The following is a 22,812-nucleotide window of genomic DNA, read 5'->3' as shown; positions in this document are numbered from 1 at the left end:
GGCCCGACACCTCGTCCGATCAGGTACCGCGCCAATCGATTCGAGCGCGCGTCGAGCTCCCGATACGAGAGGCGCCGGTCCCCGTCGACGACCGCGTCACCCTCCGGGTTGGCGGCGACCGCGGCGGCGATGAAGTCGGGCAGTGTCACCGCACCGGCGCGCGCATCGAGCGTGTCGCCCCGGCCCCAGCGCAGCAGCCGCTGTCGCTGCGGTGCGGACAGCAACTCGATATCGCGCACCAGGACAGCGGGATCGGCGGTCATCGTGCGCAGCACGTGCCGCAGCCGCGCGGCGAACTCGGCCATCGTGGCCGCGTCGAAGACGTCCCGCCGATACTGCAGGCGAATCCGCATGCTGCCCTGCAGGATGACCGTGCAGGACAACGGATAGTGCGTCGCGTCGTCACCGGAGACCGCGCTGATCGCCAGTTCGCCGCGGCCGATGATATGCCGGATGTCGTGGGCGTCGACGGGATACGACTCGAGCACCATGAGGGTGTCGAACAGGCCCTCGCTCCCTGCCGCGGCGTGGATATCGGTCAGCCCGAGGTGATGGTGCTCGAACAACGCGGCTTGCTGATCGTGGATGCGATTCCACAGCTGGGCAACCGATTCGGTCGGCGCCAATCGCACCCGGGCCGGGATGGTGTTGATGAACAACCCGATGGTGCGTCCGGCGTCGGGCAGCTCACCGGGGCGTCCGGATACGGTGGCGCCGAACACCACATCGGATCGACCGCTCAGCTGAGCCACCATCATCGCCCACGCCGATTGCAGGACGGTATTCACGGTGACGCCCGCGGCGGCCGCGGCGGCCACCAGTTCCCTGGTTTCGGAATCGTCGATGGTGAGCGAATGGTCGCGCACCGCAGCGGTTCCCGTGTCGGCACCACCCGCGATCAGCGTGGGTTCGGCGCCGTCCAGTGCGGTACGCCATGCCGCCACGGCGGCATCGCGATCACGAGTTGTCAACCATGCCAGGAAGTCTCGATACGAACCGGCGGGGCCGCCCGGCTCGACGCCCGCGTAATGGGTGAACAGCTCGGTGATCAGCAGCGGCCAGGACCAGCCGTCGAGGATGACGTGATGGTTGGTCAGGATCAGCGCCCACCGGTCGACACCCAAGCCGACGGCCGTGCAGCGCAGTAGCGGCGCCGCGGCCGGATCGAAGCGCCGCACCTTCTCGGCCGCCGCCAGTTCGGCCAGCGCGGCCTCGGAATCGGGGTGATCGGTGAGATCGACGACCTGCCACGGCAACTCGACGGATTCGCAGACCACCGCGACGGTCAGGCCGCTCACGGTGGTGGTGAACGCGGCGCGGATGCTCTCGTGCCGATCCACCAGGGTCGCCGCCGCACGGCGCAGCCGGTCCGGGTCGAGTCCGCCGTCGAGGTGCAGCACGATCTGCGCGGCGTAGACGTCGGCATCGGCTTCGGCCAGTTGCGCATGGAACAGCAATCCGGCCTGCAGCGGCGTCAGCGGCCACACATCGGTCAGCGACGGATACCGGTGTTCCAGTGCCGTGATATCGGATTGGGTCACTCGCACCAACCCGAAATCCGACGGTGAATGTCCACCGGCGCCCGGGGTTCCGGTGTAGTCGGCGATGGCGGCCGATGCCGCCGACCACAGCCCGGCCAGCTCGACCATGTCCTCTCGGCTCAACAACGTGCGCGGGAATCGGAAGGTCGCCTGGAGCCGGTCGTCGATGACGATGGCGCTCACATCGACGGCCACTGTCACCGGGGTCTCCGGATCCGGTGTCACGCTCGATTCGCCCGAACCGCCCAGAATCGCGCCCATGCCCGCACTCGACATCTGCCCGAGGTAGTTGAAGCCGATCCGGCCAGGCATCCGATCCGGCAGCTCGGCAGCGGTGTCCTCGTTGAGATACCGCAGCAAGCCGTAGCCGATTCCCTTGTCCGGCAACGACCGCAGCGTCTCTTTCACCGAACGCACTACCGCAGCGATCTGTTCACCGCCAGCGGTCACCTCGTCGAGATCGATGCCCGCGAGCTCGAACCGCACCGGGAACATCGACGTGAACCACCCCACCGTCCGCGACAGATCCGCACCCGCGAGCACCTGCTCCTCGCGACCGTGCCCTTCCAAGCGGACAAGCACGGTGGACTCATCGATCCCGCGCCGCGCACGCCAGATTCGTACGGCCACCGCCAATGCCGCCAGCAGCCCATCGTTGACCCCGCCGTAGAAAACGGCGGGAACCCTGGACAGCAACGCGCGCGTCACCGATTCCGGCAGTTCCGTCTCCACCTGCTCGAGCGTCGACGCGGTGTCGATCGCCGGATCCAATTCCCTGCCACCCCAGAGCGGATCGGTGCCGGTGATCATGTCCTGCCACAGGGGCAATTCCGCCACGCGCCGCGGCTCACGCGCCGCCTCCGCCAGCCCGTGCGCCCAGCGCCGCATCGAGGTACCCACCGGCGCCAGCTCCGGCTCGGCATCGGCACCGATCCGGTCGAACGCGGACAGCAGATCGGGCACCAGCACGCGCCACGACACGCCGTCGATCACCAGGTGATGCGCGACCACGAGCAACCAGCTCGGCCCATGCCCATCGCCGTCGGCCGGATCGAGCCACACGAACCGCACCATCGCCCCGGCCGCCGGATCCAACCGGTCGAGCGCGGCATTCAGCTGCTCAGTGGCGATGTCCGCCAGCGCGTTTCGATCCGGTACCGCACACCGCCGCACCACCGCGGCGGCGGACACCGCACCCGGCGGATCGACCACCAGTGACCATTCCCCCGCCTCGCTGTGCCGCAGCCGGGAGCGCAGCATGTCATGCCGGTCGAGCACCGCGCCGACCGCGGCGATCACACCGGTCTCGCGCACACCGGCCGGGATGTTCACCACCACGTGCTGATCGAACCGGTCGAATCCCTTGCCCCAGTCCACCATCCACCGCGCCACCGGCAACAGCGGCATCTCCCCCACGCCACCACCGGCGAGCTCGGCGACAGCGCCCTCGACTGTCGACCGGGCGATCGACGCCAGCCGCGCCGGGGTCCGCTGCTCGAACACATCACGCGGACCGAACGCCACACCACGCGCCCGCGCCTTGGCCACCACCTGAATCGAGACGATCGAATCACCGCCGAGTACGAAGAAATCGTCGTCGACACCGATCCGTTCGACGCCGAGCACCTCCGCGAATGCCTGCGCCACCACCTCTTCGGTCGCGCTCGACGGTGCGCGGAACAGCTGCGGCGCGCTCACCGGTTCCGGCAGTGCCCGGCGGTCGACCTTCCCACTGCTGGTCAGCGGCAGCGCGTCGAGCACCATCACCACATCGGGCACCATGTACGCCGGTAACCGGTGACCGACCAGCTCCCGCAATCGCATCGGATCCGTTTCGCTGCCCGGCCCTGCCACCACGTACGCCACCACACGCACGCCGCCGGTGTCGGTGGCGTGCACGAGCGCCACGGCCTGTTCGATGCCGTACAGGTCCGTCAGTGCCGCCTCGACCTCACCCAGCTCCAGCCGCTGCCCGCGCACCTTCACCTGGAAGTCGGCCCGGCCGACGAAGACCAGCACGCCGTCGGCGGTCCACCGGACCATATCTCCGGTCCGATACAGCCGATTCCCCGGCGCGCCATACGGATTCGCGACAAACCGCGCCGCGGTCAGCTCCGTCCGCCCCCGATATCCGCGCGCGACACCGGATCCCGACACGTACAGCTCGCCCACCGCACCGGCGGGCACCGGGCGCAGCCAGGAATCCAGCACCAGCGCGGACACCCCGGGAATCGGGCGGCCGATCCCGACGGTCCGTCCGGGCGTCAATTCCGTTCCGGTCACCCAGATCGTCGCCTCGGCGGGACCGTAGAGATTGTGCACGCGCCGCCGCCCCGCGGCGTCGGTACCGGACCACCGCGTCACCAACTGCTGCGGACACCGATCACCGCCGGTCGATACGACCCGCAGCTCGTCGAGCCCGTCCGCATCGAACGACAGTGCGACAGAAGGCGTCAGGAACGCGTGGGTCACCCGGTGGTCCCGCAGCAATGCCCGCAGCGGCTCGCCACCGTAGACGTCGTCGGGCGCCACCACGTACACCGCGCCACCGGAGACGGCGAGCAGCAGCTCGAGAACCGCCGCGTCGAAGGTCCGGGCAGCCACCCCGAGGACACGCGAATCAGTATCCACCGCACCGCGATTCACGTGATCGGCCACCGCGGCCGCCAACCCGGCATGGGTGACCTCGACGCCCTTCGGCTGGCCCGTCGAGCCGGAGGTGTAGACGACGTAGGCCGTATTGCCCGGCCGCACCCGCCGATGCCGGTCCGCGTCCGTCACCGCGGCATCGCCGAGTGACGTCAGGTCGAGGTGGTCGACGGTCAGCCACGACACGTCGTCCGGCAGCGCCGCCCGCCGCCCGGCCACCGTAAGGCCGACGAGCACACCGGAATCGGCGCACACGAACCGGTTGCGCTCCACCGGATGCGCCGGATCCACCGACAGGAACGCCGCACCCGCCTTCGCGACCGCCCACACCGCGAGCACCCACTCCAGCGAACGCGGCACCCCCACCGCGACCACCGACTCCGGACCGACCCCGAGCCCGATCAGGTACCGCGCCAACCGATTCGAGCGCGCATCCAACTCCCGATACGACACCCGGCGGCCACCGTCCACGACCGCATCACCGCTCGGACTACCGGCTGCCGCGGTGGCCAGCAGCTCGGGCAACGTCATCGCGCCGTCGGCGACCTCGCCCCGGCCCCATTCGCGCAGGAGCAGCTGCCGCTCCGGCTCGGCGACGACGTCGATCTCGCGCACCGGCACCGCCGGATCGGCCGCGATCGCGCACAGCACCCGCCGCAACCGTTCGCCGACTATCGCGATCTCGGCCGCGCCGAACACCTCGGGCTGATATTGGAGCCGAATCCGCAGCGTGTCCCGCAGGATCATGGTGCAGGCCAACGGGTAGTGCGTCGCATCGGTGGCACCGGCCCGGGTGATCTCGAGGTTGCCGTGTCCGGCGGCGTGCTCGAGATCGTGGATGTCGACGGGATAGGACTCGAGCACCATCAACGTATCGAAGAGGCTGTCGGTGCCGGTGAGCGCGTGGATATCAGGCAGGCCGACGTGATGATGGTCGAGCAGTGCGGTCTGTTCGGTGTGCAGGCGCGCCCACAGCTCGGACACGGTCTCGGTGGGGGCCATGCGCACCCGGGTCGGGATGGTGTTGATGAACAGCCCGATCGTGCGGTCCGCGGCGGGCAGGTCGCCCGGACGCCCGGACACGGTCGCGCCGAATACCACATCGGTGCGACCGGTCAACTGCGCCACCATGATCGCCCAGGCCGACTGCAACACGGTGTTGACTGTCACGCCCGCCGTAGCCGCGGCGTCCACCAGCGCGCGGGTGTCGGCGCCGTTCAGGGTGATCGACTGATCGGCCACCGACGGTGACCCGGCCTCAGCGCCACCGGCGAGCAGGGTGGGCTCGACACCGTCGAGCGCGGTGGCCCACGCGGCGAGCGCGGCAGCACGATCACGAGTCGCCAACCATGCCAAGAAGTCTCGGTACCGACCGGGCATCTCGGCCGATGCACCGCCGGCGTAGTGGGTGAACAGATCCGTGATCAGCAGCGGCCATGACCAGCCGTCCAGGATCAGGTGATGGTTGGTCAGGATCAACGCCCACCGGTCGCCACCGAGCTCGGCGAGCGTGAATCGCAGCAGTGGCGCCGCGGCCGGATCGATGCGCTGCGCCTTCTCCGCGGCGGCCAGTTCGACAAGCCGCGCTTCGGGATCGGCGTGACCGCCGAGATCGACCACCCGCCACGGCAATTCGACGCGCTCCGCGAGGACGGCCACACTCGTGCCGCTGTCCAGGGTGGTGTAGGCGGTCCGCAGACCTTGGTGCCGGTCCAGCAGTGTCGCCGCGGCGTGCCGCAGGCGTTGCGGGTCGAGCTCGCCGCTCAGGTGCAGCACCATCTGCACGGTGTAGACATCGGCCGCGGTGTCGGCCAGTCGCGCATGGAACAGCAGCCCGGCCTGCAACGGGGTCAGCGGCCACACGTCGGACAGCGAGGGATACGCGAGTTCGAGCGCGGTGACCTCGGATTGGGTCAACCGGATCAGGTCGAAGTCCGATGGGGAATGCCCACCGGCGCCGGGTGTTCCGGCGTATTCGGCGATCGCGGTCAGCACGGTCGACCACAGTTCGGCCAGCTCGTCGACGTCTGCCCGGCTCAACAGCGTGTGCGGGAACCGGAAGGTCGCTTCGAGCCGTTCGTCGATGACGATGGCGCTCACATCCACCGCCACGGTCACCGGCATCCGCGGGTCCGGCGCCACGCCCAGCTCACCGAGCCCGCCGTGTACGCCGCCCGCTCCGGCGTCGGCGCTGGAAACCCGTCCGAGATAGTTGAATCCGATCCGGCCCGGCATCCGATCCGGCAGCAGTGCCGCGGTCTCCTCGTTGAGATACCGCAGCAAGCCGTAGCCGATTCCCTTGTCCGGCAACGATCGCAACGTCTCCTTCACCGCACGCACCACGGCGCCGACCTCGAGTTCGTCGATATCGATGCCGCTCAGCTCGAAGCGTACGGGGAACATGGAGGTGAACCAGCCGACCGTGCGCGACAGATCCGCACCGGCGACGACCTGTTCCTCGCGGCCGTGGCCTTCCAAGCGGACGAGCACCGACGGCTCGTCGATGCCGCGGCGGCCGCGCCACATCCGCACGGCCACCGCCAATGCCGCGAGCAATCCATCGTTGACACCGCCGTGGAATGCGGTGGGCACCGTGGTCAGCAGCGCCGTGGTCACCGACTCCGGCAGGTCGATCCCGACCTGCTCGAGTACCGCGGCGGTATCGGTCAGTGGATCCAATTCCCGTCCGCCCCAGAGTGGATCCGCGCCGGAAACCATCGACTGCCACAGTTCGAGTTCCGCCACCCGCTCCGGTGCATGCGCCTCGGCGACCAGTCCGTGCGCCCACCGCCGCATCGAGGTGCCCACCGGCGCGAGCACCGGCACCGTGCCGGCACCGGCCTGTTCGAGCGCCGACAGCAGGTCGGGCACGAGCACGCGCCACGACACTCCGTCGACCACCAGGTGGTGTGCGAGCACGATCAACCAGCCCGGCTCGGCGTCGACGGTATCGAGCCAGACGAAACGCACCATCGCGCCACCAGCCGGATCCAGCAGCTCCGACGCGGCGTCCAACGCACCAGTAGCGGTGTGCGCCACCGCGTTTCGGCCCGCCTCGGTATCGACATCGATCCCGGCGTCGAGTACCCGGCGATGCAGTACCGTGGCCGCGTCGACGGCGCCGGGTGCGGCCGCCACCAGCGACCACGCGCCGGAGTCCGTGCGCCGCAGGGTCGAGCGCAGCATGTCGTGGCCATCGAGCAGCGCGGCGACGGCCGCCAGCACGTCCGCCTCGCCCACACCGGCGGGCAGCCGCAACACCACGTGCTGATCGAATCGGTCGAATCCCGTGCCCCAGTCCACCATCCAGCGCGCGACCGGAAGCAGCGGCAGCTCACCGACCCCGCCACCGGCGAGCTCTGCCAGCGCGAGCGCGGCATCGGCCGCTCGTGCGCATTGCGCCAATCGCGCGACGGTGCGCTGCTCGAACACATCTCGCGGGCCGAACGCCACCCCGTGTGCCCGCGCCTTGGCGACCACCTGGATCGAGACGATCGAATCGCCGCCGAGCGCGAAGAAGTCGTCGTCGACGCCGACGCGATCGATGCCGAGCACCTCCGCGAACACCGCGGCAACGATCCGCTCGGCCGCGGTGGACGGCGCGCGGAAGGCGCGCACGACGCGCACCGGTTCGGGCAGCCCGCGGCGATCGACCTTGCCGCTGCTGGTCAACGGGAACGCGTCGAGCACCATCACCACATCCGGCACCATGTAGCCGGGCAGGCGCGCACCGACCGACTGCCTGAGCTGCTCTGGATCCGGCGTGCGTCCCGCCGTGGCCAGCACGTAGGCCACCAGCCGCACGGCGGCGTCCGCCGGGGTGTGCACGATCACCACCGCCTGCTCGACACCGTCCAGGTCGGTCAGCGCGGCCTCGACCTCGCCGAGCTCCAGCCGCTGCCCGCGCACCTTGACCTGGAAATCGGCACGGCCGACGAAGGCGAGCACGCCATCGGCGCTCCAGCGCACCAGATCTCCGGTTCGGTACAACCGATCGCCGTGTGCCCCATACGGATTCGCCACGAACCGGGAGGCCGTCAGGTCCGCGCGACCCCGATATCCCCGTGCCACACCGGCGCCCGAGACATACAGCTCGCCGACCACGCCCGCCGGTACCGGCCGCAGCCAGCCATCGAGGACGAGCACACCCATGCCGTCGATCGCGGTGCCGAGCACGATCGGATCACCCGCGCGCAGCCGGTCACTGATCATCATGATGATCGTGGTCTCGGTCGGCCCGTAGGTGTTGTAGAACCGTCGCCGCGTGCCCGCGGGCGACCAGCGCTCGACCAGCGCAGGCGAATAGCGCTCACCGCCGACCGCGGCGACCCGCAGGTCGTCGAGCCCTTCCGGATCGATCGACTGCGCGACCGACGGCGTCAGGAAGGTGTGGCTGACGCGCTCGGCGCGCATCAGCGCGGTCAGCGGTTGCCCGCCGTACACATCACCGGGCGCGAGCACCAGGACGGCGCCCGCGGGAGCGACGAGCAGCAGTTCGAGCACCGCCGCGTCGAAGGTCCGTGCGGAGACGCCGAGTACCCGTGAATCCGCCGCTACCCCATAGCGACTGCGCTGAGCGGCCGCCACCGCCGCGAGCCCGGCGTGGGTGACCTCGACACCCTTCGGCCGCCCCGTCGACCCCGACGTGTAGACGACGTAGGCGGTGTTGCCCGGCCGCAACATCCCGCGGCGATCGGCGTCGGTCACCGGATCCGGCGAGCACCTGCCGATCCGTTCCGCCGCGGCGGGATCGTCGATCACCAGCCAGTTCACGTCATGCACGGGCACTGCGGTGCCGTGGCGGTCCAGTGTAATACCCACCAGCACACCGGAATCGGCGCATATGAGCCGGTTGCGGTCCTGTGGATGCGCAGGGTCGAGCGAGAGGAACGCGGCGCCGGTCTTGGTGACCGCCCAGGCCGCGAGCACCCATTCGATGCAGCGCGGCACCGCGATCGCGACCACCGATTCCGGACCGGCGCCGTGCTCGATCAGGTACCGCGCCCACCGATTCGAGCACTCATCCAGCTCGCGATACGAGAGCCGTCCCTGTCCCAGTACGACCGCATCGCCATCCGGGTTGGCGGCGGCTGCCGCCGCGAGCAGACCCGGCAAGGTGTCGAGCGCGACGACCCGATCGTTCCCGCCCCACTCACGGAGGAGCTGACGGCGTTCGGGCGCCGACAGCATGTCGATCGCACGCACCGCGACGGTGGGATCGGTCGTGACGGCACACAACACCCGGCGCAGGTGCTCGGCGAAAGCGGTGACGGTGGCCGCATCGAAAAGATCGGTGGCGTAACTCATATCGACAGCGAGCGGACCGTCGCGATCCGGGATGTCGGCCAGTGTCAGCGTGAGATCGAAACGCTCGACACCGGTTTCGGCGCCGGTGGCGCGTACCTCGAGGCCGGGGAACGCGATAGCGGCGCTGTCGAGGTTGTGGAAGGCGAGCAGCACCTGGAACAGCGGATTGTGCGCCTGGCTGCGCGGCGGATCCAGCGTCTCCACCACCTGTTCGAACGGCACTTCCGCATGTGCGAACCCGTCCAGGTCGACACCCCGGATCTCGGCGAGCAATTCGGTGAACGGCACCGATTCGTCCACCCTGGCACGCAGCACGATCGTGTTGACGAACATGCCGACCAGATCGTCGAGCGCCGCAGCGCCACGCCCCGCCACCGGCGTACCGATCGCGATATCGGCGCTACCCGACAGCCGCGACAGCACGATCGCCAGTGCCGCGTGGAAGACCATGAACACCGTGACGCCTTGCGACCGTGCGAGACTCCGCAATCCGGTGACGACCTCCGCGTCGATCGTGAAGCCGGTGGTCGCGCCGCGATGGGACGCCACCGGCGGGCGCGGGCGATCGGTGGGCAGCTCCAGCACCTCGGGCAGTCCGTCCAATTGCCCGGCCCAATACCGGAGCTGGTGCGACAGTGTGGATTCCGGATCGCTCGGCGCGCCGAGCAGTTCCCGCTGCCACAGGGTGTAATCCGCGTACTGCACCGGCAGCGGCCGCCAGTCCGGTTGCCGCCCGGTGCAACGCGCCGCGTAGGCCGTGGCCAGATCCCGCGCCAATGGCCCCATCGAGAAGCCGTCCGCGCTGATGTGGTGGATCACCATCACCACCACGAACTCCGCGCGCCCCAGCGCGAACAACCGCGCCCGCAACGGAATCCGTTCGGCGATATCGAAACTCGTCGCAACGACACCGGCGACCGCGGCCGCCAACTCGGTCTCCCCGACCGGCAGCGGCGCCAGATCGAGATCCATCGCGGCGGCCGCGGCGGCCACCGGCACGATCTGCTGGAACGGCACGCCATCCACATCCGGATACCGGGTGCGCAATACCTCGTGGCGGGCAAGCACATCCAGCACGGCCGCCGACAGCGCGGCCACATCCAGCGCGCCCGACAGCCGGAGCACCAGCGGGATGCTGTACGCGACCGAGTCGGGTGCGAACCGGTTCACGAACCACATCCGTTGCTGCGCATACGACAGCGGCAGCCGATCCGGACGTGCCCGCACCGTCGGCGGAAGGGCCTCGCGCATCGGCATTCCCGCGACCCGCGCGGCCAGTATCGCGGCCAGCGCACCGACCACGGGCGCTTCGAAGACGTCGCGCACGCCGACGCCGACGCCCGTGCCATCGGCGAGCCGGGCCACCAAGCGCGTCGCCGACAGCGAATTCCCGCCGAGCGCGAAGAAATCGTCGTCGAGGCCGACCCGATCCGCCCCGAGTACCTCGGTGAACACCTCGGCCACCGCCTGTTCCAGCGCCGTCGACGGCGCCCGATAGCGCGCACGCGTCAGCACCGGCTCGGGCAATCCGGCCTTGTCGACCTTCCCGTTCACCGTCAGCGGCAACGCGTCGAGCACCATCACCACATCGGGCACCATGAACCCAGGCAGCCGCTGCCCGACCAGCCGCCTGATGCGCGCCGGATCCGGTACGGCGGCGCCCGCCACATAGGCGACCAGCCGCGCCCCCGCGAGCACCACGGCCTGCTCGATACCGGCCAGATCCGTCAGAGCCGCTTCGACCTCACCCAATTCGAGCCGCTGCCCGCGTACCTTCACCTGGAAGTCGGCGCGCCCCGCAAAGGCCAATATCCCTGCCCCCGAGGCGGACTCGTCGTTCACCCAGCGCACCAGATCCCCGGTCCGGTACAGCCGATCGCCCGGCGCACCGAACGGATTCGCCACGAACCGCGCCGCGGACAACCCGGCACGACCCCGATACCCCCGCGCCACACCGTGACCCGACACATACAGCTCACCCACCACACCGGCAGGCACCGGGCGCAACCACGAATCCAGTACCAGCGCGGACATCCCGCCGATCACCGAACCCATGGTGATCGCGTCACCGGCACCCAATTCGGCGCTGCCGGTCACCCAGATGGTGGCCTCCGCCGGGCCGTACAGGTTGTGCACCTTGCGCGTTCGCGCGGCATCGGTACGCGACCACCGCGTCACCAGCGCGGGCGGGCACGCTTCGCCCGCGGTGAGCAGTACCGCCAGATCGTCGAGTCCCGCAGTGTCCATCATGGTCGCGACGGACGGAGTGAGCACGGCGTGGGTGACACGCTCGGCCCGCAACAGCTCGGCAAGTGGTTGTCCGCCATACACATCCGCGGGCGCCATCACCATGGCCGCACCACCGGATACCGCGAGCAGCAACTCGAAGACGGCCGCGTCGAATGTGCGCGCGGCGACGCTCAGCACCCGCGCATCGGGTCCCATACCGAAACGCTGCCGCTGTTCACCGCACACGGCGGCCAGTCCGGTATGGGTGACCGCGACGCCCTTCGGAAGCCCGGTTGATCCCGAGGTGTAGACGACGTACGCGGTGTTACCCGGCCGCAGCATCGCGTGCCGATCCGCATCGGTCAGCAGGTCCGACGCGCATCGCTCGATTCGGACCGCCTCGGCAGGATCGTCCACGACCAGCCACGACATACCATCCCGCGGCAAGGCCGCCACATACCGACACACGGTAATACCCACCGCGACACCGGAATCAGTGCACATGAACCGATTCCGATCCAGCGGATGCCCGGGATCCAGCGACACGAAACCGGCACCGGCCTTCGTGATCGCCCACACCGCGAGCACCCACTCCAGCGAGCGCGGCAGGCCGATCGCGACCACCGACTCCGGCCCGGCGCCGTGTTCGATCAAATAGCGCGCCAGCCGATTCGAGCACTCGTCGAGCTCGCGGTACGAGAGGCGCCGCTCCCCGTCGACGACCGCGTCCGCTCCGGGTTCGGCAGCGACCGCGGCGGCCAGCAGCTCCGGCAGTGTCGCCGCCGCGTCGCGGGGATCGACGGCGTTGCCGCGCCCACGGTCGAGCAGCAGTTGCCGTTCGGGCGCGGGCACCGCCGCGATCTCGCGCACCGGGACGGCGGGACCGGCGGTCATCGCGCACAGCATGTCTCGCAGGCGCTGGGCGAACGCGCCGACCGTCGCCGCGTCGAATACCTCGGGCCGGTACTGCAACCGGATCCGCATGCCGTCGTGCATGGTGACGCTGCAAGTCAGTGGATAGTGCGTCGAGTCGGTCGCGCCGACCTCGGTGATCTCCAGCTCCGCGCGCCCGGTGACATCCCGGATGCTGTGCACGTCAACGGGATACGACTCCAGCACCATGACGGTGTCGAACAGGCTGTCGTGGCCGGTGAGCGCGTGGATATCGGTCAGCCCGACGTGGTGGTGGTCGAGCAATGCGGCTTGCTCGTCGTGGACACGGGCCCACAGGCCGCCGAGCGTCTCGGCGGGATCGAACCGGATCCGCGTCGGGATGGTGTTGATGAACAACCCGATGGTGCGCTGCGCGGCGGGCAATTCCCCGGGACGCCCCGAGACGGTGGCGCCGAAGAGCACATCGTCGCGGCCACTCCACTGGCCGATCAGCATCGCCCATGCCGACTGCAGCACGGTATTGACCGTCACCCCGGCGGTGGCCGCGGCGGCCACCAGATCGCGAGTGATGGCGTCGTCGATGGTGAACGAGTGATCCACCACCGCACCGGAATTCGTGCCGGTGCCGTCGATCAGCGTCGGTTCGGCGCCGGCGAGTGCCGCGCGCCACGCGGTCGCGGCGGCGCCGCGGTCACGAGCGGCCAGCCACGACAGGAAGTCCCGATACGATCCGGCGGCGGCGATCGTCTCGTCACCGGAGTAGTGGGTGAACAGTTCGGTGATCAGCAGCGGCCACGACCAGCCGTCGAGGATCACATGGTGATTGGTCAGCACCAGCGCCCACTGCTCGGGGCCGAGCTCTGCCAGTACGCAGCGCAGCAGCGGCGGGCGCGCCGGATCGAAACGACGCGCCTTCTCGGTCGCGGCGAGTTCGGCGACGCCGACCCGCTGGTCCGGATGGTTCGTGAGATCGACGATCCGGCACGGCATTTCGACGGTTTCACAGACGACGGCCACGCTGGCACCGCTACCGGTGGTGGTGTAGGCGGTCCGCAAACCCTCGTGCCTGGCCAGCAGCGTCAGCGCGGAGCGGCGCAGCCGGTCCGGATCCACCCGGCCCGACAGGCGCAGCACCAGCTGCGCGGTGTACACGTCGACATCGGCGAGCTGGGCGTGGAACAGCAACCCGGCCTGCAACGGCGTCACCGGCCACACATCCGTCAACGACGGATACGTCCGCTCGAGTGCGTCGATATCGGCCTGGGTGAGCGCGACCAGCTCGAAATCCGACGGTGAGTAGCCGCCCGCGCCCGGTGCGGCGGAATGGTCGGCGATCGCGGTCGATACGGTCGACCACAGGTCCGCCAGTTCGGCGATGTCCTCGTGCGGCAGCAGGGTACGCGGGAAGCGGAAGGTCGCCCGCAGCCGATCATCGATCACGATCGCGTGCACGTCCACGGCCAGCGTCACCGGCAGCAGCGGATCCGGCGCCACCGCCAATTCGCCGAGCCCGCCGTGTATTCCACCGGTCGCATCGGCGACCCCGGCCTGCCCGAGGTAGTTGAAGCCGATCCGGCCCGGCATCCGATCCGGCAACAGCGGCGCGGTGTCCTCGTTGAGATACCGCAGCAAGCCGTAGCCGATTCCCTTGTCCGGCAACGACCGCAGCGTCTCCTTCACGGCACGCACCACCGCGCCGACCCCGGCGCCACCGGTCACGACATCATCGACATCGATATCGGCGAGCTCGAACCGGACCGGGAACATCGACGTGAACCACCCCACGGTCCGCGACAGATCCGCACCCGCGACCACCTGCTCCTCACGACCGTGACCCTCCAAACGGACCAGCACCGAGGATTCATCGATCCCACGCCGCGCCCGCCAGATCCGCACGGCCACCGCCAATGCCGCGACCAATCCATCGTTCACGCCGCCGTGGAAGACCGCGGGAACCCGCGACAACAGGGCACGCGTCACCGGTTCCGGCAGCTCGATCCGCACCTCGTCCAGCGTCTCGGCGGTGTCGATCGCCGGATCCAATTCCCTTCCGCCCCACAGCGGATCGGGACCGGTGACCATCCGCTGCCACAGCCCGAGCTCGGCGGTACGCCGCTGCTCGGTGGCCGCGGCCAGCAGCCCGTGCGCCCAGCGCCGCATCGAGGTGCCCACCGGCGCCAGGAGCGGTGTCGCACCGGAACCGGCCTGTTCGAACGCCGACAGCAGATCCGGCACGAGCACGCGCCACGACACCCCGTCGATCGCCAGGTGATGGGCCACCACGATCAGCCACCCCGGCGCGGCGGCATTCGCGGGACCGTCAGGGTCGATCCATACGAACCGAATCATCGTGCCGCCCAGCGGATCCAGCTGACCCAGGGCCATGCCGAGCTCCGTGGCCGCGATGTGCGTCACCGCGTTCCGGCCCGCCTCGGAGTCGAGGTCGATGCCCGCATCGAGCACCCGCCGATGCAGTACCGCCGTGGCGTCGACGGCTCCCGATGGCGCGACCACCAACGACCATCTCCCGGCGTCGTGCCGGAGCCGGGAACGCAGCATGTCGTGGCGGTCGAGCAGCGCGCGCAGGCTCGCGAGCAATCCGGCCTCGTCCAGGCCGACCGGAAGTCGCAGCACCATGTGCTGATCGAACCGGTCGAATCCCTTGCCCCAGTCCACCATCCACCGCGCCACCGGCAACAGCGGCAACTCCCCCACGCCACCACCGGCGAGCTCGGCGACGCCACCCTCGGCGTCCACGGATCGAGCGATCGACGCCAAACGCGCCGCGGTCCGCTGCTCGAACACATCACGCGGACCGAACACCACACCACGCGCCCGCGCCTTGGCCACCACCTGAATCGAGACGATCGAATCACCGCCCACCGCGAAGAAGTCGTCATCGATACCGACCCGTTCGAGGCGCAGCACCTCCGCGAACACCGCCGTCACGATCTCTTCGACCGCCGTCGACGGCGCACGGTAGGACGCGCGGAGGAACACCGGTTCGGGCAGTCCGGCCTGATCCACCTTCCCGTTCGCGGTCAGCGGCACCTCGTCGAGCACCATCACCACATCCGGCACCATGTAACCGGGCAGCCGCTCACCGACCGCACGCCGTACCCACGCCGGATCGAGCACACATCCCGCGCCCGCCACCACGTACGCCACCAACCGTGCCCCTGCGGCATCGGCGCCGTCCGGAAAGTGCACGATCACCACGGCCTGCTCGACACCGTCCAGATCGGTCAGCGCGGACTCGACCTCGCCCAGCTCCAACCGTTGCCCGCGCACTTTGACCTGGAAGTCGGCGCGACCGATGAACTCCAACACGCCTGCCCGCGAACAGGTCTCGGACGTGACCCGCGCCCCGTGCTCAGCCCCGTCCATGCGAATGCGGGGGCGGTCCTGCTGGCGGTCGGCATCGAGCCAGTCCTGCTGCTCGGCAGAGTGCGGTGAACCCGCGACCCCCGACCGGGACATTTCCCACGAGCCGTCCTCGTCGGAGGACGTGGCCCACCGGACCAGATCTCCCGTTCGATACAACCTATCCCCTGGCGCACCAAACGGATTCGCCACAAAACTCGATGCGGTCAACCCCGGCCGACCCCGATATCCACGCGCGACACCGGGGCCCGACACATACAATTCGCCCACCACACCCGCCGGCACCGGACGCAACCACGAATCCAACACCGCCACAGCCACACCCGGGATGGGACTGCCGATACGGGGCGAGCGGCCCGGCTCCAGCTCGGTACCCGTCACCCAGATGGTTGCCTCGGCCGGTCCGTACAGGTTGTGCACCCGGCGCATCCCCAGGGTGTCCGTGCCCGACCACCGCGAAATCACCTGCGGCGAGCAGCGATCGCCGCCGGTCAGCACGAGTCGCAGCGTGTCGAGCCCGGCAGGCTCCACCGACAGTGCCACCGACGGGGTCAAGAACGCGTGGCTGACCCGCTGCGCACGCATCAGTTCCGACAGTGGCTGTCCGCCGTATACATCGGCGGGCGCGATGACCAGCGCGGCACCACCGGATACGGCAAGCAACAACTCCAGAATCGCCGCGTCGAACGTCCGGGCGGCCACGCCGAGCACCCGCGAATCCGCGCCCACCGCACAACGATTCACGTGATCTGCCACGGCCGCCGCCAAGCCGGCATGCGTGACCTCGACACCCTTCGGCTGCCCGGTCGACCCCGAGGTGTAGACGACATACGTGGTACCACCCGGCCCCAGCGAACCCCGTCGCTCCGCATCGGTCACCGGCGCGTGCGAACACCGTCCGATCTCGGCCACCACGGAAGGATCGTCGACGGTCAGCCACGACATCCCTTCCTGTGGCAGCACCGGTGTGTGCGCACCAACCGTAATACCCACCCGCACAGCGGAATCGGCGCAGACGAACCGGTTGCGATCTACCGGATGCGCCGGATCCACCGACAGGAACGCCGCCCCGGCCTTGGCTACCGCCCAGACCGCGAGCACCCACTCCAGCGAACGCGGGACACCGACGGCGACCACCGACTCCGGACCGACGCCGAGCCCGATCAGATACCGCGCCAGCCGATTCGAGCGCTCATCCAACTCCCGATACGACACCCGGCGCGCCCCGTCCACGACCGCGTCACCGTCCGGGTTACCGGTGGCGGCCGCCGCCAGCAGCTCCGGCAATGTCGCCATGCCGACGGCAGTCTCGTTGCGCCCCCATGCGCGGAGCAGCCGCTGCCGTTCCGGCTCCGAGAGGACGTCGATATCCCGCACCAGGACCGCGGGATCATCGGAGATCACGCGCAACACCTGCTGCAGGCGTCCAGCGAGCACCGCGATCGTCGACGCATCGAAAAGATCCGTGGCATAACTCAATTCGACCGGAATCGTCCCCGAAGCATCGGGCGTGTCGGTCAGGGTGAGCGTCAGGTCGAATCGTTCGATGCCGGTGGCGGCGCCCGAGGCGCGCACCTCGAGGCCCGGCAAGGCGAAGCTGGCATCGCCGAGGTTGTGGAACGCCAGCATCACCTGGAACAGCGGATTGTGCGCCTGGCTGCGCGGCGGGTCGAGCACCTCCACGATCTGTTCGAACGGCACGTCCGCGTGCGCGAACGCATCCAGATCGGTACTCCTGATTCTGGTCAGCAGCTCGACGACCGACGTCGATTCGTCGACACGGGTGCGCAGCACGATCGTGTTGACGAACATGCCGACCAGCTCGTCCAGCTCCGCCGCCCCACGGCCCGCGATCGGCGTGCCGACCGCGATGTCGCCGCTGCCGGACAGGCGCGACAGCACGACGGCCAATGCCGCGTGGAACACCATGAACACCGTCACGCCGTGCGCCTGCGCCAGCGCCTGCATCCGGGTGACCACCTGCCGGTCGATATCGAAGCCGAAGGTGGCCCCGCGATGCGACGCGACCGCGGGACGCGGCCGGTCGGCCGGCAACTCCAGCACCTCGGGCAGGTCGTGCAGTTGCGTGGTCCAGTAGCGAAGCTGCTGTGACAGCAGCGATTCCGGGTCGGTGGCCGGGCCGAGCAGTTCCCGCTGCCACAGCGCGTAATCCGCGTATTGCACCGGCAGCGGCGCCCAATCCGGTTGCCGTCCGGCGGACCTCGCGGCGTAGGCGGTGGCCAGATCGCGCGCCAGCGGGGCCATGGAGAACCCGTCGGCGCCGATGTGGTGCATCAGCATCACCAAGACGAATTCCCGGGTATCCACCGACAACAGCCGCAGTCGCAGCGGAATCTGGTGTGCCACATCGAAACCGGAGGAGGTGACGGCGGCGATCGCGTCCGCTGCCGACGCCGCGCCCACTCGCTCGGGCGTCCAGTCGGCATCGAGCACCTCGGCCAACTCGGCGACCGGAACCACGTCTTGGCATGGCACTCCGTCCACGTCCGGATACCGCGTGCGCAACACTTCGTGGCGCGCAAGCACATCCAGCACCGCCGCCGACAGCGCGGCCACGTCCAGGTCGCCGGACAACCGCAGCACCAGCGGAATGTTGTACGCCACCGACTCGGGTGCGAACCTGTTCACGAACCACATCCGCTGCTGCGCGAACGACAAAGGCACGCGCGCCGGGCGCGTCATCGGCGCCAGCCGCGGCCCGTCACCGGTCACCGGCGCCCCCGCGACCCTGGCCACCAGCAGCTCGGCCAACCCCTCGACCGCCGGGCGCTCGAACACATCGCGCACCGCAACCCCGACACCGACCCCGTCGGCCAGCCGCGCCACCAGCCGCGTCGCCGACAGCGAATTGCCGCCCAGCGCGAAGAAGTCGTCGTCGAGGCCGACCCGCTCGAGGCCGAGCACCTCCGCGAATACCCCGGCCACCAGGTTTTCCATCACCGTGGACGGCGCACGATAGCAGGCGCGCGCCAGCACCGGTTCCGGCAATCCGGCCTTGTCGACCTTGCCGTTCACCGTCAACGGCAGCCCGTCGAGCACCATCACCACATCCGGCACCATGTAGCCGGGCAGCCGCTCACCGAGACGCTGCCGCAGCAGTGCGCCCAGAGAGGCTGGCGCACTCCACTTCTCGTGCGGCTCCAGGAGACCGGCCTGCGCGTCGCCGCCGGGCGCGGTGGCTGCATCGACGCCCTCGCGCACCGCGTAGACGATGTAGAGGTCCGTGCCGGTGACATTCGGGGATACCCGCGCCGCGACCTCGAATTCGTGGTCGCGCAACAGCTTTTCGACACGGGCGAGCCGGTCGTCGACATCGTGGACCTCGATGACCATCCGGTCGATCAACCGCCAGTCGAGCGGGTCGATGCCGCGCAGCGCGTCGAGTTCGCTGCCTTCGACATCGATTTTGAGCAGGTCGATGCGCGGGATGGCGTATTCGTCGATGATGTGCGACAGGGTCCGGATGGGCACCTCGACCTGCTCGAACTCCAAGCGGTCATCGATCAGCTGATCGACATAGCTGTCCCCGACATCGCGGGTCTCCGCCTGATATTCGTGGTGGATGAACGATTCCAGGATGTCGCGCTGCTCGTGACTGTCGGTCCCGCGGCCGGACAGCACCGACATCTCCGGGTAGTAGGTGAAGATATCGGTCGTCGCCTCGGCGCCGATCGCGTAGGGCACCAGGGTCGCGCCCAGATCGTGCAGCGCGGAGTTGGCGTCGTACATCCGCCGCAGCTCCGGCATCGCCTCGACCGCATAGATTTTCACGCCGGGCGACTTGCGCTTGGCGTAGAGGGAGAACATGCCGACGTGCGAACCGACGTCGACGATGCATCCGGTTTCGGGGATGGTCAGACCGGCGTGGCAGTACTCCTCGCGTTCGAAGATCTCCTCGTACAGGAACTCGATATTCGACCGGTTCCGGCCGACGATCGGCATGCCGTTCGGCAGCTCGTGCAGTTCCTCCGCCGCGATCACGCCCGTCCGTTGCAGCTCCAGGCATTTCAGCGCGACCGGTGCGAATCGCGGATCCGGAACCAGGTAGGCGACAAGCTGTTCGGCGGGCAGGTCGTCGGGTGCGCTCGGCGCGGCGGTATGGGTGGTGACGACCGCGCGGGCGACGGCGTCGTCGGCGGCGAGCACCGTTTCGATCTCGCCGAGTTCGATGCGGTAGCCGCGGATCTTCACCTGCTCGTCGACCCGGCCGACATACTCCAGCGTGCCCGCCGCCGTCCAGCGGACGATATCGCCGCTGCGATACAGCCGCCCGGTGCCGCTCGCGTCGAACGGGTCGGCGACGAACCGGGACGCGGTCAATCCCGCCCGCGCGTGATAGCCGCGCCCGACCTGATTTCCGGCCACATAGAGCTCACCGGCGACGCCCACCGGCACCGGCCGCAACCACGAATCCAGTACATAGGCACGCAAGTTCGCCAGCGGCGTCCCGATCGGGCTCACGCCGTGCTCGCCGCGCCGATGTTGTTCGCTCAGCACCTGTTCGGTCACGTGCACGGTGGTCTCGGTGATGCCGTACATGTTCACCAGCACCGGACCGTCCGGGTCGGCGACGAGTTGCCAGCGCTGTAAGCGGCTGGGGTCGAGCGCTTCTCCGCCGAATATCACCATCCGCAATCCGGCATGCCGCGTCGCGGCGGCGCGGGATTCGATCAGCGCGTAGAACGCCGACGGTGTCTGGTTGAGAATGGTGACGCCGTGCTCGACGACCAGATCCCACAGCTCCACGGGCGAATACGCGGTCTCCCGCGGCACGACGACGACGCGCCCGCCGTACAGCAGCGCGCCCCAGATCTCCCACACCGAGAAGTCGAACGCCTGCGAGTGACACCACGCCCACACATCGTCCGCGCCGAACGCGCACCAGGACTGTGTGCCCGTGAACAACGACACCGCATTGGCGTGCGTGATGGCGACGCCCTTCGGCTGTCCGGTGGTGCCGGAGGTGTAGATGAGATAGGCGGCATTGCCCGGCCGCGGCCCGGCCGGCTTCTCGAAAACGGCCGCCGTGTCCGGCAATTGGTCGATGTGCAGCCGGGCCACATCGAGTTCGCGGACGAGGTCGGCGGTGCTGTCGTCCACCAGCACCAGCTGCGGCCGCGCGTCGGCGAGGATGTAGGCGGTGCGCTCGGCCGGTGTGGTCGGGTCGAGCGGCAGGTAGGCGGCACCGGTTTTCAGCACCGCGAGCATCGCCGTGACCAGCGGAAGGCCACGGGGAAGTGCCAGCGCGACAATGCTTTCCGGACCCGCCCCCCGTGCGGCGAGCGCCGCGGCCAGCCGTCCGGCACGGGTGTCGAGTTCCCGATAGGTCAGCCGCTCGGCACCGGCGGCGGCGGCGATGCCGTCCGGGGTGCTCGCGGCCTGCCGCTGGAACATGTCGACGAGGGTGAATCCCGGATCGACCGGTACGGCCGTGTCGTCGCGCCGGACGAGCAGCCGTGCCTGCTCGTCCGCGTCGAGCAGCTCGACGGCGCGCACCGGTGTCGCGGGGTCGGCGATGATCGCCCGCAGGAAGTCGTGGAAGAAGGCGAGGAACCGATGATGGTGCCGCGCAAGCTCTTCCGGGGTGTACAGGTTGTGGTTCGCGACGAAATCGACGCGCGTCTCGCCGGAGCCCGCGTAGAAACTCACCGAGAGATCGCCGACCAGCCCGGGGGTCAGCACCTGCCACTGCCCGGTGATCGGGCCGAGCGTGACGGCCGTATCGAACATCATTAGGTCGACATACGGCCCGAACACCTGGGATTGCGGTGTCAGCCTGCCGATATCGCGGAACATGTCTTCCTGCCGGTACCGCTGCCTGCGCTGCACCTCGATCAGCCGGCGCTGGGTCGCCTCGATCAGCGCGCCCACGGTATCGCGAGGCCCCGTGGCGATCCGGAACGGCAGAGTGTTGGCCAGCATGCCGCCGGAGCGGCGCGCGGCCGTGGTGACCCTGGCCGCCACCGGCAGGCTGAGCACGATGTCGCCGGTATCGGTCATCCGGCCGAGGAACAGCCCGAATGCCGCCAGAATCGGGACGGCGGCGGTCGTCGAGGTCGCCTTGACCACGGCGTCGAGCAGCTCGCCGGTGTCGGCGGAGAATGCTCCGCGCACCGAGATCGGGTGCGCGTCGGCCTGCGCGCTCTGCCCGGCGAGGCTGACGGGCGCGGGCAGACCGTCGAGCTGTTCGCGCCAGAATTCCCGGTCGGTCTCGAAACGCGCTGACGCACGGTACTGTTCGTCCGCGGCGACGAGCTCGGCGAGGCCATGATTCTTCGCCGCCGCGGGCTCCCTGCCTGCCACGGCGGCGGTGTACACCTCGCCGACCCTGGCCAGCAGGCTCATCGCGCCGACCGCGTCCAGCGCGATGTGGTGGCCGCGCACGTACCAGAACCAGCGCCGGTCGCCGACCCGGAGCACCGCGGTCGCGATCAGCCGATCCCGTTGCAAGTCAACGGGTTCACCGTATTCCGCGCGCATCCACTCGTGCGCCGCGGCGACCGGGTCGGCCGCGGCACGCAGATCCAGCAGCCGCGTCGGCTCATCCAGCGGACGGTCGACCACCTGCCGCACCGCGCCGTCGACTTCGAGCAGCCGCAACCGCCCGGCCTCGAACTCCCCCGCCACCCGCCAGAACGAGCCCATCAGCAACTCGACATCGAGATCACCGAGCAGATCGATGCACAGCGCGTTCGTCACCGGGGTGGCACCCGCCAATTGCTGGGCGAACCAGATTCCCTGCTGCGCGGCCGACAGCGGAAAGTGAAGCGGGCATGGCTCGGTCACG

The 22,812-nt window shown here is 69.4% G+C and carries 1 protein-coding gene (running past one end of the window); it reads right to left on the bottom strand.

Features of this window, described 5'->3' with window-relative positions; translation table 11 throughout:
* On the bottom strand, positions 1–22,811 hold the 5' portion of the coding sequence (locus tag ACIG5A_RS02315; protein WP_397236799.1) for a non-ribosomal peptide synthase/polyketide synthase. It extends 5,668 nt beyond the left edge of the window; 22,811 of the gene's 28,479 nt are visible here — the first part of the coding sequence; it begins with the start codon at positions 22,809–22,811; its stop codon lies beyond the left edge, outside the window.
* Position 22,812: the final 1 nt, after the last annotated feature.

The organism is Nocardia sp. NPDC052566, from assembly GCF_044547285.1.
Classification (GTDB): Bacteria; Actinomycetota; Actinomycetes; order Mycobacteriales; family Mycobacteriaceae; genus Nocardia.
This window is presented reverse-complemented; position numbering and strand designations above follow the sequence as displayed.